This window comes from Williamsia sp. Leaf354, from assembly GCF_001424365.1.
GTDB lineage: Bacteria > Actinomycetota > Actinomycetes > Mycobacteriales > Mycobacteriaceae > Williamsia_A.
This window is the reverse complement of the sequence record NZ_LMPL01000001.1, coordinates 383804-400457: the sequence shown is the minus strand read 5'-3', so window position 1 is coordinate 400457 and position 16654 is coordinate 383804. Positions and strand designations below refer to the sequence as shown.

The window sequence follows — 16654 nt, the reverse complement described above, 5'->3', positions numbered from 1 at the left end:
TGCTCGTAGAATCGACACCGTGAACGCTGCTGCCCTGACCATCGCCGTGGTCGATGCCGTCCTGGCGGTCGTCTTCGTCACGTCCGGCGTGCTCGGCGTGACGCGGCGCCTGCCGCGCAACCGGTTTGTGGGGATCCGCACGCCGGTCACCCTGCGCACCGACGAGACGTTCGCCGCGGCACATGCCGTCGCCGGACCGGGACTCATCGGTGGGGGCGTCATCCTCGCTCTCGGCGCCGTGCTCGGACTGGGTGCCGGCAGCGTCACCGGTCTGGTGTTCGCGGTGGTCGCGCTGGTCGCGGCGCTGGTCATCCTCGGCGCGGCGAGTTCCTACGGACTGCGCGCGGCGGCCCGGGTGCCCGACTGGGACGAGGAGGCGTCCTCGTGCGGCACCTCGGGCGGTTGCGGCAGCTGCGTGCTGCAGGGCTCCTGCGCCCCGGCCGAGGCCTCGTCCGCCGACGCCTCGGCGCACACCTCCTGACACGCGCCGGGTAATCCATCGTGCTCGCACGTCTGCACATCGACGGCTTCATCCTGGCGATCCTCGCCGCGGTCGCGATCGCCTCGATCCTCCCCGCGGGCGGTGGCTTCGCCGACGTGATGTCGTGGGTGGTGGTGGCCGCCATCGCGCTGCTGTTCTTTCTCTACGGCGCACGCATGCATCCGCGCGAGGCGCTGGCCGGCCTGACCCACTGGCGCCTGCACCTGACGATCCTGGCGTTCACCTTCGTGTTGTTCCCGCTGATCGGTCTCGCGCTGCGACCGATCGCGCCGCACGTGCTGGGTGACGATCTCTACACAGGTGTGCTGTTCCTGTGCCTCGTGCCGTCGACGGTGCAGTCGTCGATCGCGTTCACCTCCATCGCCCGGGGCAACGTGGCCGGCGCGATCGTGAGCGCGTCGGCGTCGAATCTTCTCGGCGTCGTCCTCACGCCCCTGCTCGTGGTGGCGCTCATCTCGACCACCGGCGGCGTCAGCATCTCGCCCGGCTCGTTCCTCACCATCGTCCTCGAGATCCTCGTGCCGTTCATCGTCGGTCAGCTCGCACGCCCGGTGATCGGATCGTGGCTCACCGCGCATGCCAAGCCGACGAAGCTCGTCGACCGCGGGTCGATCGTGCTGGTGGTCTACGTCGCGTTCAGCGAGGGCATGCAGCAGCACATCTGGTCAACGGTGCAGTGGTGGCAGGTGCTGGTGCTGATCGCGGGATCGGTCGCGTTGGTCGGTGTCCTGCTGTGGCTCACCTCGCGGGTGGCGCGTCTGTTGCGCTTCGACCGCGCCGACGAGATCGCGATCCAGTTCTGCGGCACCAAGAAGAGTCTCGCCACCGGACTACCCATGGCCGCCGTGCTGTTCTCCGACTCGCAGGTGGGCCTGATCGTGCTGCCGCTGTTGGTGTTCCATCAGGTACAGCTCATGATGTGCGCCTGGTGGGCGGGGCGACTCAGTCGCGACCCGGAGCGCGACGACGAGCCCGCCTCCACTGCCCTCTAGCTCATCGGAGGCGTGTTTGCCCGACCAGGATCGCAGCGAGGACAGCCCACGACACCGCGGTGGCGACGACGCCGATCGCCGAGTCAGGCGCCCAGATCCACAGCTGTCGCGCTGTAGCTCCGAGGAGCCGGGGGCCCATCACCACGGCCGCGACGACAACGAGCGATGCGACGGCGCAGGCGATGCGGACCCCGCGGTGTCGAGGGCGACGCCACGCCAGAACCATTGCGATGAAGCCGATTCCCGCCGTCACGACGAGGACCCACGGCAGCATCCCCAACATGGTGTCACCGCGACCCGGCTCTCGCTGCCGGCCGTCGACGATGGCAAGGAGATCACCGGCCACGGCAGCGAGAGCGGGGGCGCGCGTCTCGCTGTACGCGTTCGCCAGGATGACGACGCCCTTTGCGTCGGATCGCAGCATCACGTGCGCGAAGTAGCCGGGCGTCGCCCCCGTGTGGTGCACCACCCTGCGTCCGTCGGAATCATCGACACGCCAACCGAACCCGTACCGGTCATCACCCGATCGAACCCGCGGCTGATGAAGGTCCGCCAGCATCGTCGCATCGAGAACGGCGGGCGCTCGCCCCATCTGCGCCTGCGCGTAGAGGGCCATGTCGTCGATCGTCGACGCGATGTAGCCGTACGGAGCTCCCGATTCGTCGAACCCGGGGTCGTACCGAACCGGTTGTCCCCACCAGAATCGATGTCCTGCCGGCAGATCGCGGACATCGGCCGACGCGGCCGATGTGTGCATCATGCCGAGCGGATCGAGCAGATCCGAGCGCAGCACGTCGGCATACGGCCGCCCGGTGACCTTCTCGATCAGTGCACCGAGCATCAGGTAGTTGGCGTCGCTGTACCGGTAGCCCCCGGGACGGCCCGAACGGTGTAGATCCCGCGCTGCGCGGTCGATCGCGCCGGGGGAGGTGTCGAACCGCTCCGACACTGCCAATCCGTCAGCCGCCGTGAAACCGGCGGTGTGCGTGAGCAACTGTTCTGTCGTCGCGTCAGCGGCCGCCGACCACGGCAGGTGATCACCGACGCGATCGGACCATCGCAACGACCCCGCCCGTACCTGCTTCGCCACGATCGCCGCGGTCATCGACTTGGCCACCGACCCGATGAGGAAAGGTGTTCGCGCATCGACGGCGCGCCCTTCTCCGTCGTACCCGCGGAAGTGGTGGACAGGCGGCGCCTCGTCATCGATGAGGGCAACGCCCATACCCGGGATCGACTGCTCGTCGACGAGCCGATCGAGGTAGGTGTCGACGCGCGATCCGACATCGTCGGCCGGTCTGCCAGACGCAGTGGCCGGCGTACCGACGCACAGCGCGAGGAGAACGGCCACGACAAGCGTTCGGAGGCAGCCCAACCGGTGCGACGGGCCGACATTCTCAATATGACCGTATTGCATGAAACAATACAAGCATATTGGTTTAGCTCCGTCCACGCGGATAGGGTCGAGGCATGGCAGCGACCGAACATCGAGACGCACGTCGAGCGCAGATCGTCACGGGCGTCCGGGCCGTCGCACGTGCGCAGGGCATCGGGAACGTCACCGTCGCACGGGCCGCGGACGCCGCGGGCGTGTCCGTCGGCATGGTGCAGCACTACTACCGCACCAAGGAGGCTCTCCTCATCGACGCGTTCCGCGCCGTGCACGAGAGCGTGCTCGAGCGCGTCGACCACCAGATCGCGCTGTCGGAGCGACGCGGGGCGCGCATCGAGCAGATGCTCGTCGACGGCCTGGCGCAGCTTCTGCCGCTCTCACCGACGCGCCGCGACGAGGTGTACCTCACGCACGCCTTCGCCGGCCTGTCCCTCGAGGACGCCACCATTCGTACCCACCTCGTCGACGCACGCGACGAGATACTCCGGCGGGTGAGCGCAGCGCTGGAGAACGGTCAGTTGTGCGGTGAGGTGGATGCCGATCTGGACTGCGCTGCTGCGGCGTTCACCGTCGTCGCACTGGTCGACGGACTCGCCGCAAAGCTCCTTCCCGACGCCGACGCAACCGAGCGGTCATGGGCGGTCGACGCCCTCGCCGACGCGGTTGCCCGCCTGTGTCCGGGGGAATGCCATCACGGGCTCGACGACTGACCGCGTGGCCAGCAGTCCGGCGTGTCGCACCACCGCATCGAGTGATGCCTCCAACGGTGCCGTGCTGCGCTGGATCTGAGCCAGGAGCAGACCTCCCTGGAGGGCCGCCAACGTCGACATGGCGAGCGCAGACGTGTCGGTGTGTTCGCCGAACACCCCCCGCGCGCGCATCGAGTCGTAGCCGCGTCTGATCGCGCGTTCCCAGCGCGAGAGTGCCCGTGCCACAGCGGCTCTTGCATCGGGATCGGTCTCGGCGAGTTGCACACCGAGCGAACCGAGCGGACATCCGCCCGAACACCCGCCGAGCCGCTGGTAGTCGACGATCCCGCGGCACCAGTCACGCAAACCATCGAGGGAGTCGAGCTGGGCGAAGATCACCTCGTGGGCGCCGACGATGGACTCGTCCTGGTGATCGATCACCGCCCGCACGAGTGCGTCCTTGTCGGCGAAGTAGTGGTAGATCTGCGAACTGCTGACGCCGGCACGCGCTCGGACGTCCTCCATCGTGGTGCCCGCGATCCCGGTGTCGAGCATCAGCTCGGCCGCGGCGGTCACGATGCGCGCCCGGGTCTCGCGACCCCTGGCCGTGAGCGGCCTTCCGGTGTTGGTGCGCTGCGTGTCGGCGGTCATCGCTCCAGCGTAGGTTTTCTGGATTGGACAGTCCACTTTCGGTTCGACAGTCTGATGTCACCGAGGCGGCGTGCCCCGGGACCGAACACCAGTGAAGGACCAACGATGACCACATCGCAGGATTCGATGACTCAGCAGCTGACCGAGACCCTCGAGGGTTCGCTCACCCAACTCCCGGCCGAGGTCAGCGCGGCATTCGCCGCCGACCGGGACGGTCTCGACGCGGCCGGCGCCCCCGCCGGGGTGGCCGCGGTCGGCAGCACCGTCGCCGACGTAGACCTCATCACCGCGCAGGGTGCCACCACTCGCCTGCACAGCGAAATCGGCGGACGCCCTGCGGTTCTCGTGTTCTACCGCGGCGCCTGGTGCCCGTACTGCAACGTCGCGCTCGGGGCCTACCAGCGCGAACTGGTGCCCGCACTCGTCGACCGTGGCGCGACTCTGATCGCCATCAGCCCGCAGAAGCCCGACGGCTCGCTCAGCGCGCAGGAGTCGAACGAGCTGACCTTCACCGTGCTGTCGGATCCGGGCAACACCTTGGCCGGCAACCTCGGCATCATCGCGCCGAACAACCCCGACGCCATCGCCGCGCAGAAGCAACTCGGCCTCGATGTCACCGAGCACAACGCCGACGGCACCGCCGATCTGCCGTTCCCGACCGTCGTCGTTCTGGACGCGAAGGGCGCGATCGCGTTCATCGACGTGCACCCGAACTACACGACCCGCACCGAGACGACCGACATCCTCGCCGCGGTCGACGCACTCGGCTGACCGGCGGTGGAGGCACACTGACGAGGAGCGAACTAGAGCCGGGGTGCATCCGTCTCGAGGACGGAGATGACGCGGGCGACGGTTTCATCGAGCGTGTCATCCGAAGTGTCCAGGACGACACACTCCAGCGCGCCGAGGTCCGCGAACTGATCCCACATCGATGCGATGGGGCCGGCCGTGGTCAGGTCTGCTGCGCCAGAGCGAGCCTGGGCGCGGGCGAGCGCCACCGCGCGTCGAGGACGCAGAACGATGTATCGCACGGGGACCCCCGGGTACTGCGACATGCGCGATCGGAAGTGATCGAGCATCCAGGGGCCGACGATTCCGTCGACCACCGTTGCGAAACCACCATCGGCGTAAGCGAAGGCGGCCGCGGCGATCGCTTCGAGAACGGTGTGGTTCTGCCTCTCCGAGGCCGGCTCATACGGCGGGGTGGCGCCGGAGACGATCGCGTGCCAGAAGTCGTCGGTGTGGAGATGAACTGCTCGTGGGAACCCGCGTGCGACCTGCGCCGCAGTGGTCGTCTTACCCGCACCCGGCGGACCGGTGAGGATGATCAGGTCGGCGCTCACGGCCGAGACGGTAGTACCCGGAGGCGAACGTGTCGTGGGGTTTTCGGGTCAGCGCTTCTGGCGGCGTGAGCCCCCGTGCCAATCCTCGGTGGCGCCGGCCTCGTCCTCGGCGACGCCGAGTCCTCGCAACTGCGGCATCTCGCGCAGGCTGCGCTTGAGCTCGGCGAAACCGGGGAACCGTGCGAGACCGACGACGTGGTCCCACAACTCGGCGGCCTCCGACGGATCGGGCAGGCGACTGATCACCGGACCGAAGAACGCGACACCCTCCGGCGGCCGGAAATGGATGATCGGCGTCCCCACGTCCTTGCCGGTGAGGGCGAGGGCCTCGTCGGTCTCGGCCTGGATCTCCGCGTCGCGGCCGGCGTCGTCGAGGGCGTCGAGATGCGCGTCGGACATACCGAGCTCGTCGAGGATCGGGGCGAGGAACTCGCGCGTGCCGCGGTGCCCGGGATCCTCACCGGGCACGGGATCGGAGTCGAAGATGTGGTCACCCAGAGTCGCGTAGAGCGCCGTGACTCCTTCGCGGCCGTACTGCTCACGCACCGACGACGCGGCGCGGAGCAGGCGCAGACCCGCGGTGTGTCCTGCCTCGTATTCCGGCGGGAAGTGGGCGTCGTAGTCGATGTGGGAGTTGAGGAGTCGCAGCGAGATGAATCGCCACTCGACTGAGTAGTCGCGTTCGCGCTGGACCATGCGCACCCATTTGCTGGTCATCCAGGCGAACGGGCACACCGGGTCGAAGTAGAAGTTGATGTCGGCGGTGGTCATGCACTCCAGACAAGCACACCCGACGGGTCCGAGTCAGTGACCGACGACGTCGTCGATCGGTTCGCCCGCGGAGGTCTCCGGTGTCGGGTCGGGATGTCGCAACCGTCGCGCGGCGACACCGGAGACGATCGCGATCACGGCGACCGCGGCCAGCGCGCCGACGAACGGCCACGACAGGGGAGAGGTCCCGTATGCGCCGACCGCGGTGTACCCGATCGCCGACGGGAGGATCCCCACGACGGTGCCGATGAGGTAGTCGCGACCCCGGATCGCGCTGAGGCCGGCGGCGTAATTGACGACCGCGAACGGGAACGGGATGAGACGGATCAGCACCATCGCGATGAGTCCACGACGCCGCAGGATCGCGTCGATCGACGCGATGCGTTCCCATCCGAGTCGGGCCACACCGTCGCGTCCGAGCCAGCGGGCGAGCAGGAACCCGAACCACGCGCCGATGGTCGCCGCGACCATCACCACGATCGTGCCCTCGAGGAGCCCGAAGAGCAGGCCACTCGCGATGGTGAGAGCGCTCGCGGGAAACGGTGTGAGCGACACCGCGATGTAGACGAGGACGAACAGCACGAGGCCCCAGGCTCCGGCCGAGTCGACACGGTCACGCAAAGGTTGCGGGTCGGGGATGTCGACGGTCACCGCGACGACGACAGCGGCGACCACGATCGCGACGAGGAGAGCAGCCTTCCACCGATGGCTGGATCGGCGGCTCGGGCCGACCTGCGCGGCGTCGTCCACATCACTCCCCGGGGTCGGGGTTCAGCGTAATGCCCGGTCTGTCCCAGCCGTGCCCCCGCCGTCCCCGGAGACGGCGATCCCGCTCATTCGAGGACGATGTCGTGGCCCGGGCCCCGCTCGTCGTCGGGCCGGCGCCCGAAGTAGCGGCGGTCCGACTCGGCGATCGCCACATCGTTGATGCTCGCCTCGCGTCGCCGCATGAGGCCGTTCTCGTCGAACTCCCACAGCTCGTTGCCGTAGCTGCGGAACCATGCGCCGTCGGCGTCGTGCCACTCGTACTGGAACCGCACGGCCATCCGGTTCTCCCGGAATCCCCACAGGCTCTTGCGGAGCACGTAGTCGAGTTCGCGCTCCCACTTGGCGGTGAGGAATTCGACGATGGCGGGCCTGCCGGTGAGGAAGACATTGCGGTTGCGCCAGACGGAGTCGGGCGTGTACGCCAGACTCACCTTCTCGGGATCCTTTGTGTTCCAGGCATCCTCGGCGGCTTGCACCTTCTGGGTCGCCGACTCGATCGTGAACGGGGGCAGCGGCGGTCGGGGCTCGGGGGTCGTCACGGGTTCATCGTCGTACATCGACACCGGGTTGCGCGCGGCGAACCTGATCGGCGGCGCGGGCCGGGTCTAGGTCCACCGAGCACCGGATGGACGCAGGACCGATACGCAGCACCCCGGACGTGAGCGGCTGCGCGCGCAGACCGCCGCGTCCGATCAGCGCCTTGCGGGATCCCTCGCCGGCCATGGTGTCCATCCAGGAGCACGGGTGGGCGGGGCGGCCGCCGCGGAACCGGATCGGGCCGTCGCCGGTGTCGATCTCGAACTCCTCGCCGCGCAGGGGATCGAGTTCGAGTCCACGGACGGCGACGTTGCGACGCGCGACCACCGGGTCGGCGCCTTCGGTGGCCGCCTCCCACGCCTCGAGCGCCAGGAAGGTCACCGCCGCCTCCGTGTGCGCCCGCACCCCGAAGAACCGGTCGCCACGGATGCCCTTGTCGGCGACGATGTCGACGTGGTCGGGGAGCGCGGTGGGTACATCCTCGGCCGGACCGTCCTTGGCGCGTCCGAAGTAGGCGTGCCCCGGCGACGCCAGCAGCGTCACCACCTCGAAGCGGTATTCGCGATCCATACCCTCCACGCTGGCACACTGATGGATGTGACGGCATCCGGAGACTTGCGGAGCCGCGCATCGGGCGCGTGTCTCCTCGGCCCGCCCCGCGGCGAGTTCGACCCGATGTGAGCGGCACCGGCATCGCGCCAGGTCACCGCGACCGAGACCGCACGCTGTCATCGAAACCGCCCCTGACGGGGACTGCGTGCGACGCCCGGGTTCGGGACCTGGGCAGTCGGTGGTTGTTCGGTCTGTTCTCCGCGCTGCTGGCGGTGTCGCTGATCCTGCACCAGCTGTGGTGGGACGGCCTCGAGACCGACTCCCTGCACGCCGTGGTCGTCCTCGCCGCGCTGTGGTTGCTCGTGCGGCCGACGTCGGTCGTCCGGTTCGCGATGATGCTGGCCGCCGAGGTCGTCGCGGTGGGCCGCGACCTGCCCTACGTCGGCGACCACACGCTCGTCGTGTTCGTGACCGGCCTCGCGGTCCTCGCCCTCCTGGGCTGGACCTGCCTGCGGAGCCGACGCCTGCCCGCGGCCGGCGAGTTGTTCGACACCATCGCGCCGTTCCTGCGGGTGCAGCTGATCATCGTCTACGCGGCCGCGGCGCTGTCGAAGCTGAACACCGACTTCCTCGACCCGCAGACCAGCTGCGCCGGTCCGATGTCACAGAAGATCATCTGGTTCGACCCCACACTGATCGGCGGGACATGGCGGATCACGCCGTCGATCTGGGCGACCGTCGCGATCGAGATCGCGCTGCCGATCCTGCTCGCTGTGCCCCGGACGCGCGTGGTCGGACTCGTTCTCGGGTGTGCGTTCCACGTGGTGCTCGCGCTCGCGGGCAACGTCCCGTTCTCGGCGTTGGCGCTCGCGCTCTACGTCGCATTCCTGCCGATGCACACCGTCCCGGCCCTGCACTCCGTCCTGCTCCGACACAGACGATTTCGGTCGGTGACACGTTCCGTCGCCACACCCATCGCGTCGCTGGTGCTCTTCGTCGTCGGGGTGGGTCTCTGGCTCGGCGCCGCACAGGTCTTCGGCCGCGACCCGTGGTCGTGGTCCGATGGATTGGGCGGCCTCGCCCGACTCGCCATCGTCGTCATGGTCGGTCTCGCCGGCTTCGCGTTCGTGACCGGTCGACGCCGCGGTGGCACCGCCGAATACGCCCACCCGCGATCGGGTCGACATCTCGGCCACCCGATCCTCGTCGTGGCGGTCGCGCTGCTGCTCGCAAACGCCGCGTGCCCCTACCTGGGACTGCGATCGGAGAGCACCTTCACCATGTTCAGCAACCTGCGCACCGAGCAGGGCGCCTGGAACCACGTGCTGATCCCGGAATCGGTGCGCGTCTTCGGGTTACAGGATCGGCTGGTCACCGTGACCACGACCGACGATCCGGCGTTGGCCGCCCGGACGAGTTCGGGCACCGAGCTGACCCGGTTCGAGCTGAACCGCTACCTGCGATCACACCCTCGCGCGGAGGTCACGTGGTCGGAGGCGGGGGCGGATGGTGTCGTCACCCGATCGCGTGGGCCCACCGCGACGGCGCCGAGACAGACGCTCGCCGAGAAACTGGTGCATTTCAAGGACTTACGACCGCGCGACGACGGTGACTGCGGGTGACTCGCTCGAGACACGGGGCCACGCGTCGGGTCACCGCCGACTGCGGTAGAGCGACAGGTTGACCGACGCCGCGGTCAGCAGGGGCACCGACACCGCCAGCCGGTCGGCGCGGCGGACCAGATCGGTGATCACACTGTCGGATTCGACGTCACGGCCGGCAACCATGTCGCGATAGAGCGACGCGGTGAACGGTGAGCCCTCAGCGATCAGCCGTGCGCGGGCTCCGTCGATGATCTGCGGGCGGACCGTGACCCCGGATGCCGCGGCGACCGAAGCGCATTCGTCGATCATCGCGTGGGCGACCGAGGGGCCGTGGTCGGTGGCGGTGATGTCACCGACCGTGGCCTGCAGCAGCGTCGTGAGGGCCGCCGCCGAGGCGAGGAAGATCCACTTGTCCCACATGTCGGTGACGATGTCGGCCGAGCACACGGTGTCGAAGCCCGCTCCGGACAACGTCGCATCGACGGTCTCGATGCGCGCCGACCGTCCGCCCGCGAGTTCTCCGTACCGCATGAACCGGTCGGGTCCGAGTAGGTCGATCGATCCGTCGGGGCGGAGCTGGCTCGCGACGACGGCGACCCCACCCAGGACGGCCTCGCCGAACGCGTCGCGCAGCCGGTCGAGGTGACGCATCCCGTTGAGCAGGGGGAGCACCACGGTGTCGCCGGTGACAGCCGGTGCGATGTCGGCGATGGCGGCGTCGAGCGCCTGTTCCTTGACCGTGACGAGCACCAGGTCCCATGAGGTGTCGGCCAGTCGATCAGCCGTGACGGTCGGGGCGCGCGTGACCGTCGTCGTCTCGCCATCGCGCACCACCAGTCCGTCGGCGGCAAGCACCTCGGCGCGGGCGGGGCGGACGAGGAAGGTGACATCGCGACCGGCGTCGAGAAGAAGCGCTCCGAAGAACCCGCCGACCGCGCCGGCCCCGACGACGAGTGTGCGCACGCCGTCAGTTCCGGCCGACGTCGATGGGATGGCTCGCGAGGAGGGGGAGCGGCCACGGCTGGCGACGCAGCACGTCGGCGAAGACATCGGACCCGGCCGGAGCGATCAGGTCACCCGGCAGCGCCGAGGCGACCAACCACGAATCGTGGCGGAGCTCGTCGTCGAGCTGGCCGATCCCCCAGCCCGAGTAGCCGGCGAACACACGGATGCCCTCGAGGACGTCGGTGAGGTACTCGGGCTCGGCGTCGAGGTCGACGAGCACGACGCGACCGTCGACCGGCCGCACCCCGACGACGGTGTCGACATCGACGCCGCGCCGCACCACACCCAGGCACAGCGCGGAGTCCTGTTTGACCGGACCACCGATGAACACCGCGGGCGGCGCCGCAGCCATGTCGGTCCAGCGCGGCAGGAGGTTGTGGACGGCGGTCTGACTCATCCGGTTGACCACCACCCCGAGGCTGCCCGCGTCGTTGTGTTCGACGATGTAGATGACCGACCGCCGGAACGTCGGTTCGGTCAGGGTGGTCGCCGCGATCAACAGGCTGCCCGCGCGAATTCGCCCTGCCTCCACGGTGTCCCAGCTCGCGTCGAAACCCTCACCGACCGCGTCGTGTTCGCGCGAACCCTCACCGGGAACGTCCTCGGGGTCATCTGACCTGGCCACGACACCATCATGGCACGCGCGGCCGTCGGGGGCGGTCGGCTCGCACGTCCCGGGGCGATCTCGGAATTCGCCGGTACCGTGCCGGCGATCGTCAGGATTCTCACAGCTCGTGGCCCCGCACCCCGGCGGCGCGGTTTGTACTCTCGGTCGAGTGAGCTTTCTGCGCGCCTTCCACGGCCGCCCCGGACTGGGGCGGTTGCTGGCCGTGCGCCTGAGCAGCCAGGTGACCGACGGGCTGTTCCAGGCCGCGCTCGGCGGCGCCATCCTGTTCAACCCCGAACGGCACGCCGACCCGCTGGCCGTCGCCGGTGGGCTCGCGGTCCTGCTGCTCCCGTATTCGGTGATCGGTCCCTTCGCCGGTGCACTCCTCGATCACTGGGATCGGCGGACGGTGCTCATCTGGGCCAACATCGCGCGCGCCTTCCTCATCGGCGCGGTGGCGGCGTCGATCGCGGTCGGTGCCCCCGACACCGTCGTGTTGATCGCCGCGCTCGTGGTGACCGGGGCCAGTCGGTTCGTAGCCAGCGGTCTGTCCGCCGCCCTACCGCATGTGGTGGACCGCGAGGCCCTCGTCGGCATGAACGCCTTCTTCACCACCATCGGCTCGGGTGCCCTCGCCGTCGGTGCCGGGCTCGCCATCGGGCTGCGGGCGGTCTTCGGATCCGACAACTCCGGCAGCGCCGCCACCACCCTGGGCGCGGTGGTGATCGCGCTGCTCGGCGCCTTCCTCGCCGTCGGCTTCGCACACCTCGCCCTCGGTCCGGACCATCCCGACACCGAAGGCGCCCCGGTCAGCGCCGCGCACCCGCGCGGTCCGGCGATGCGCGCGGTGGCGGTCGGACTGATCCACGGTGCGCGCGCGGTCGCCCGGGCACGCGGGGTGTCGGGCGCGTTGACGGCGATCGGTGCGCACCGGCTGGTGTTCGGTCTGAACACGCTGATGCTGCTGGTCCTCACGCGGCACTCCACCCTCGGCGGCGGCATCGCCGGCGTCGGTCTTGTCGCGGCGATGACCGCGATCGGCATGTTCTTCGCCGCCATCCTCACTCCCATCTCGGTGGCGCGGTGGGGTCGACGCACCACGCTGTACGTGGCGTTGTCGGTCGGTGTGGTCGCCGAACTGACCCTGCTGACGTTCAACGGCATCGTGATCTGTGCCGCGGCGCTGGTGCTGGGGTTGATCGGGCAGATGGCCAAGTTGTGCGGCGACGCGGCCATGCAGATGGACACCGACGACGCCGTCCGGGGCCAGGTGTTCTCGTTCCAGGACGCGATCTTCAACGTCGCCTACGTGGCCGCGGTGACCGTGGCGGCGTTGGTGATCGCCGACAACGGTCACTCACCCGGACTGCCCGCCGCCGGCGCGGTGATCTACCTCGTCGCACTCGTCGCCGTCCGGGCGGTCTACTCGCCGCGGCGCCGGTTCGCCGACGATCCCGCAGCTCACCGTGCCGCCGCCGAGTCGGCAGCCGGGCCCTCGAACCCGGACTGCCCCCGCAGCGCCCAGGTGTCGGCGACACCGTCGGCGTCGGCGTCGATCACCACCCCGTCGAACTGACGGTCTCCGTCGAGATCGATCAGCACCCGCACCGGCTGCGGGTCGTCGGAGCCCGCGAACACCAGTCCGACCGTCGAGCGGCCCGACGCATCCGGGTCGACGATCCGGTCGTCGGAACGACCGTCCCCGTCGAGATCGCGACGATCATCGGGCGCGGCCTCGGCCGCCTCGGGCTCCGGTGCGTCGACCGAGGCGGGCGGGGTCGACGGCACTGCCGCCTGGGTCGGCGGAGCGGCCGGTCCGGTCCCGACGTGCACGTCGTGGACCCGGTGGTCCCACAGACCGCGACCGGTGTCGGAGTAGAACCGATCGGGATCGTCGCCGCCGACGTCGAGGGCCGCGAGATCCACACGACCGTCTCCGTCGGAATCCCACATCGCATCGTCGCGGAGGCCGTCACCGTCGAAGTCGACGGTGACCGCGTCGGGCACGCCGTCACCGGACAGGTCCCGGTCGGCTGGTGACGACCACTCGGTCGCGGCACCGTCGCCCGTCCCGAACGAGTAGGTGAGCAGGGGATGCACGTGCTGCGCCGACGCATCCGCACCGTGGGCCGTGGGATCGGTCGGGTCGTCGAACGCGAGATCGTCTGCAGTGAGATGGTCTGGGGCGCCGAGGAAGTCCATGGCGCTATGACGTTCGTGGCCGGCCGCCGGTTCCACTGTTCACGGGAAGCCGTCGGTTCCGGCCGAGACGGGCCCGCCGATCGCCTCGGTCCCGACGGGTAGCGTGACACTCGCTTCGTCGGCGAAAGGCCCTCATGTACATCAGCGAACTGGGCGAGATGTGGCATCGCGCCCGCGTGGAGCCGCGCACGGTGCATCTGGACTCCGCGGCGGCGTCACGATCCTCGAACGCCGTCATCGAGGCGGTGACCGCGCATCTGTGGCGCGAGTCCGAACGCGGCGCCTACATCGCCGCCGAGGAGGCCGCCGACCGGGTGGCGCGGTGCCGCCGTGACATCGCGGCGATGGTCGGCCACGACGCCGACGAACTCGCGTTCCGCGAGAGCGCTCTCGCGGCCTTGCGCGCGCTGCTCACCTACTGGAACCTGCCGATGTCGGCCACGGTGTGGGTCTGCCCGAACGAGTACGGCCCGAACCTCGACCAGTTCGAGCGACGCGGGTACGCGGTCCACACCATGCCGTCCACCGACGTGTACGGCCGGGTCGATCTCGACGCCCTCGAGAACATGCTGCAGTTCGAACAACCCGACGTCATCCACGTCTGCCATGTCGGGTCGCACAGCGGGATCGTGCAGCCGGCCGCGAAGATCGTCGAGTTGGCGCACCGCGCGGGTGTCCCGGTGGTCGTCGACGCCGCGCAGGCCCTCGGCCAGGTCGACTGTGTGACCGGCGCCGACATCGTCTACGGCACCAGCCGCAAGTGGATCGCCGGTCCGCGCGGCGTCGGCTTCCTCGCCGTGCGCGCCGATTCGCTGCGGCCGGTCGAGATCGAGAGCTCCGAGGCGTTCATCGCCGGCCGCATCGGCCTGGGTGTGGCCGTCCAGGAGTTGGCCAGCTTCGGTCTCGAGCGGGTGCGCCGCGAACTTGCGGCCATCGGCAGACACACACGCGAACGGCTCCACGGTGTGGGAAGCTGGGAACTTCTCGAACCCATCGACGAGCCGTCGGCGATCGTCACCCTGGCACCGCCGCCGGGATGGGGACCCGGTGATGTCGCCGGAGCACGAGAACGACTGCGCTCCTTGGGAATCCTGACCACCTGCGCCGAATCGTGGCGGGCGCCGCTGTTCACCGAACAGTCCGTACTGCGGATCAGTCCGCATCTCGACGTACAGCGCGAGCACCTCGACACCCTCGCCACCGAGCTACGGGGCATGGGCTACTGACACGCGCCTGCCGGCGGGATCGGTCTCAGCGGGATCGCAGGGTGGTCAACACATCCCGGTGGGTGATCCAGCCGACGACACGGTCGTGATCGGCGTCGAGCACCGGTAGTCCGGTACCCGCATGGTCGGCCATGGCCTCGAGCGCCTCGTCGAGCGTGCTGTCGGCGGTGACGGCCTCCGGTAGCTCGGCGATCTGCGCGACGGTGACCGCACGCGCGGAGGGGAGCTGCATCGCCTCGGCGATGCCCCGCGCACTCACGCACCCGCGGTAGAGACCTCCCTCATCGACCACCGGGACCAGGGGCCGGTCGGAATCGGCGAGGATGCCGGCCGCGGCCTCGAGATCGGTGTCGTCGGGAACGGGATCAGGCGCCGGTCCGACCGCACGCCCGATGGTCTGTCCCTCGAACGGGTCGGGGTGGACCGCCTTGTCGATGTCGATACCGCGCCGCAACAGCTTTCGCGTGTAGATGGTGTCCTTCGAGATGAGCTGACTGACCCCGGCCGACATCGCCACGGCCAGCATCAGCGGCAGGATGATGCTGTACTCGCCGGTCAGCTCGAACAGGATGATGACGGCGGTGATGGGTGCCCGCGTGGCCCCACCGAGCGCCGCGCCCATGGCCACCAGGCCGTAAGCCCCTGCGCTGACCACGATCCCAGGCGCGATGTCGTGTCCGATGGCCCCGAAGGCGCTGCCCGCCATCGCCCCGATGAACAGCGTCGGCGCGAACACACCGCCGGAACCGCCGATGCCGATGGTGAGGCTGGTGGCCGCGATCTTCGCGACGAGCAACAGCAGGAGGAACCCGATGACGTACTTGCCCTCCACGGCGTTCTGGAGGATCGGGTAGCCGACGCCGTACATCTGGGGGACCGCCAGCAGCACGGCGCCGAGCACGAGCCCGCCCACCGCCGGCCGTGCCCACTCGGGCCACCGCCACACCCAGTCGCAGAGATCCTCCACCAGGTACAGCACCTTCGAGAACAGCACACCGACAGCGCCGACGACCACGCCGAGCACGATGTAGAGCCCGTACTCGGCCGGGTTGTGCACGGTGAACGCGGGCAGCGACAGGAACGGGTCGTCACCCAGCACCGCGCGGGCGAGCAGGCTCGCCGTCACGCTCGAGAGGACCACCGCACCAAAGGATTCCGCGGCGAAGTCCCGGAGGATCAGTTCGAGCGCGAAGAACGGACCGGCCAGGGGAGCGTTGAACGTGGCGGAGATGCCGCCGGCGGCACCGCACGCGACGAGCACCTTGAGGCGGTCGGAGTCGACACGGGTCCACTGGCCGAGGCCGGAGCCGATGGCCGAACCGATCTGCACGATGGGTCCCTCCCGGCCCACCGATCCACCGCCACCGATGCACAGGGCGGAGGCGAGGGCTTTCACCAGCGCCACCCGCGGGGCGATCCGCCCGCCGCGTTGGGCCACGGCGTACATCACCTCGGGGACACCGTGTCCCTTCGCCTCGGGGGCGAAACGGTAGACGAGCGGTCCGTAGACGGCACCCGCGATCATCGGCGCGAGGAGCAGGAACCACATCCCCATACCCGGGAAATGCGGGCTGCCGACGCGGCCCGCGTCAGAGAAGTCGTCGGTCCCGGTGAACAGCCACGTGATCGAGGTGATGAGCCACCGGAAGGCCACGCTGCCCAGACCGGTACCGAGACCGATGACGACCGCGAGCGGGACGAGCGCGGCGCGTTCGGTCCGGAACCATCGGCTCAGCGACAGCGGGATCGCCATCACGTCGTAGCCGACAATTCGGACAGCACAACAGGTTCGGCGATGTCACCATGGCGCGA

General features: G+C 69.4%; 18 protein-coding genes. 7 read left to right on the top strand and 11 right to left on the bottom strand.

Annotated elements, in window-relative coordinates; translation table 11 throughout:
• Window positions 1-19 precede the first annotated feature (19 nt).
• Window positions 20-481, top strand: a complete 462-nt coding sequence (locus ASG12_RS01840) for an SdpI family protein (protein WP_055784508.1) — start codon at window positions 20-22, stop codon at window positions 479-481.
• Between the two features lie 20 nt (window positions 482-501).
• A complete protein-coding gene (locus tag ASG12_RS01835; protein ID WP_235455809.1) occupies window positions 502-1494 on the top strand; it encodes a bile acid:sodium symporter family protein in 993 nt (330 codons plus the stop codon).
• 1 nt (window position 1495) lies between these two features.
• Here the strand turns inward: ASG12_RS01835 and ASG12_RS01830 are convergent, their stop codons facing one another.
• Window positions 1496-2845, bottom strand: a complete 1350-nt coding sequence (locus ASG12_RS01830; RefSeq protein WP_055784503.1) for a serine hydrolase domain-containing protein — start codon at window positions 2843-2845, stop codon at window positions 1496-1498.
• 119 nt (window positions 2846-2964) lie between these two features.
• On the opposite strand from ASG12_RS01830, the gene ASG12_RS01825 reads away from it, so the two are divergent.
• The gene (locus ASG12_RS01825) at window positions 2965-3597 is read left to right on the top strand and encodes a TetR/AcrR family transcriptional regulator (RefSeq protein WP_055784499.1); all 633 of its coding nucleotides are present in this window, start codon (window positions 2965-2967) and stop codon (window positions 3595-3597) included.
• Here ASG12_RS01825 and ASG12_RS01820 read toward each other — a convergent pair.
• Window positions 3520-4227, bottom strand: a complete 708-nt coding sequence (locus ASG12_RS01820) for a TetR/AcrR family transcriptional regulator (protein ID WP_055784497.1) — start codon at window positions 4225-4227, stop codon at window positions 3520-3522. The two genes, ASG12_RS01825 and ASG12_RS01820, sit on opposite strands and share 78 nt — an antisense overlap.
• 105 nt (window positions 4228-4332) lie before the next feature.
• Here ASG12_RS01820 and ASG12_RS01815 point away from each other — a divergent pair, with 105 nt between their 5' ends.
• Window positions 4333-4998, top strand: a complete 666-nt coding sequence (locus ASG12_RS01815) for a peroxiredoxin-like family protein (protein WP_055784494.1) — start codon at window positions 4333-4335, stop codon at window positions 4996-4998.
• A 32-nt stretch (window positions 4999-5030) separates the two neighbouring features.
• Here the strand turns inward: ASG12_RS01815 and ASG12_RS01810 are convergent, their stop codons facing one another.
• From ASG12_RS01810 to ASG12_RS01790, 5 genes are all read right to left on the bottom strand, one after another.
• Window positions 5031-5570, bottom strand: a complete 540-nt coding sequence (locus ASG12_RS01810) for an AAA family ATPase (protein WP_055784491.1) — start codon at window positions 5568-5570, stop codon at window positions 5031-5033.
• A 48-nt stretch (window positions 5571-5618) separates the two neighbouring features.
• Window positions 5619-6341 carry a DsbA family protein gene (locus ASG12_RS01805; protein ID WP_055784488.1) on the bottom strand — a complete coding sequence of 241 codons (723 nt, stop codon included), beginning with the start codon at window positions 6339-6341 and terminating at the stop codon, window positions 5619-5621.
• Between the two features lie 33 nt (window positions 6342-6374).
• Window positions 6375-7091 (bottom strand): TVP38/TMEM64 family protein, encoded by a 717-nt coding sequence (locus tag ASG12_RS01800; protein ID WP_082501573.1) that lies wholly within the window; start codon window positions 7089-7091, stop codon window positions 6375-6377.
• 83 nt (window positions 7092-7174) lie between these two features.
• Entirely contained in the window at window positions 7175-7648 is a 474-nt protein-coding gene (locus ASG12_RS01795; RefSeq protein WP_235455807.1) for a nuclear transport factor 2 family protein, read from the bottom strand.
• Between the two features lie 4 nt (window positions 7649-7652).
• Entirely contained in the window at window positions 7653-8216 is a 564-nt protein-coding gene (locus ASG12_RS01790; protein ID WP_055784486.1) for a hypothetical protein, read from the bottom strand.
• Between the two features lie 224 nt (window positions 8217-8440).
• Between ASG12_RS01790 and ASG12_RS01785 the strand changes: the two genes are divergently transcribed.
• Window positions 8441-9820, top strand: coding sequence for an HTTM domain-containing protein (locus ASG12_RS01785; RefSeq protein WP_156377882.1), 1380 nt, complete (start codon window positions 8441-8443; stop codon window positions 9818-9820).
• Window positions 9821-9850: 30 nt separating this feature from the next.
• Here ASG12_RS01785 and ASG12_RS01780 read toward each other — a convergent pair whose 3' ends face one another.
• Both ASG12_RS01780 and ASG12_RS22035 read right to left on the bottom strand, forming a co-directional pair.
• Window positions 9851-10765, bottom strand: a complete 915-nt coding sequence (locus tag ASG12_RS01780; RefSeq protein ID WP_055784480.1) for a 2-dehydropantoate 2-reductase — start codon at window positions 10763-10765, stop codon at window positions 9851-9853.
• A 4-nt stretch (window positions 10766-10769) separates the two neighbouring features.
• Window positions 10770-11432, bottom strand: coding sequence for a YqgE/AlgH family protein (locus ASG12_RS22035; RefSeq protein WP_443089069.1), 663 nt, complete (start codon window positions 11430-11432; stop codon window positions 10770-10772).
• A gap of 151 nt (window positions 11433-11583) precedes the next feature.
• Here ASG12_RS22035 and ASG12_RS01770 point away from each other — a divergent pair, with 151 nt between their 5' ends.
• On the top strand, window positions 11584-12990 hold the full coding sequence (locus tag ASG12_RS01770; RefSeq protein WP_065973670.1) for an MFS transporter: 1407 nt from the start codon (window positions 11584-11586) through the stop codon (window positions 12988-12990).
• On the opposite strand, the gene ASG12_RS01765 is transcribed toward ASG12_RS01770, so the two are convergent.
• Entirely contained in the window at window positions 12876-13616 is a 741-nt protein-coding gene (locus ASG12_RS01765; RefSeq protein WP_055784479.1) for a hypothetical protein, read from the bottom strand. The two genes, ASG12_RS01770 and ASG12_RS01765, sit on opposite strands and share 115 nt — an antisense overlap.
• A gap of 134 nt (window positions 13617-13750) precedes the next feature.
• Here ASG12_RS01765 and ASG12_RS01760 point away from each other — a divergent pair, with 134 nt between their 5' ends.
• Window positions 13751-14842 carry an aminotransferase class V-fold PLP-dependent enzyme gene (locus ASG12_RS01760; RefSeq protein WP_055784477.1) on the top strand — a complete coding sequence of 364 codons (1092 nt, stop codon included), beginning with the start codon at window positions 13751-13753 and terminating at the stop codon, window positions 14840-14842.
• 25 nt (window positions 14843-14867) lie between these two features.
• Here ASG12_RS01760 and ASG12_RS01755 read toward each other — a convergent pair whose 3' ends face one another.
• Window positions 14868-16595, bottom strand: coding sequence for a chloride channel protein (locus tag ASG12_RS01755; RefSeq protein ID WP_055784474.1), 1728 nt, complete (start codon window positions 16593-16595; stop codon window positions 14868-14870).
• Window positions 16596-16654: the final 59 nt, after the last annotated feature.

Excerpts from the sequence above, each read along its gene's own strand:
- ASG12_RS01815 (WP_055784494.1), top strand. The coding sequence starts at position 4,333 with ATGACCACATCGCAGGATTCGATGACTCAGCAGCTGACCGAGACCCTC.
- ASG12_RS01760 (WP_055784477.1), top strand. The coding sequence starts at position 13,751 with ATGTACATCAGCGAACTGGGCGAGATGTGGCATCGCGCCCGCGTGGAG.
- ASG12_RS01755 (WP_055784474.1), bottom strand. The coding sequence starts at position 16,595 with ATGGCGATCCCGCTGTCGCTGAGCCGATGGTTCCGGACCGAACGCGCC.
- ASG12_RS01765 (WP_055784479.1), bottom strand. The coding sequence starts at position 13,616 with ATGGACTTCCTCGGCGCCCCAGACCATCTCACTGCAGACGATCTCGCG.
- ASG12_RS01820 (WP_055784497.1), bottom strand. The coding sequence starts at position 4,227 with ATGACCGCCGACACGCAGCGCACCAACACCGGAAGGCCGCTCACGGCC.
- ASG12_RS01825 (WP_055784499.1), top strand. The coding sequence starts at position 2,965 with ATGGCAGCGACCGAACATCGAGACGCACGTCGAGCGCAGATCGTCACG.
- ASG12_RS01805 (WP_055784488.1), bottom strand. The coding sequence starts at position 6,341 with ATGACCACCGCCGACATCAACTTCTACTTCGACCCGGTGTGCCCGTTC.
- ASG12_RS01790 (WP_055784486.1), bottom strand. The coding sequence starts at position 8,216 with ATGGATCGCGAATACCGCTTCGAGGTGGTGACGCTGCTGGCGTCGCCG.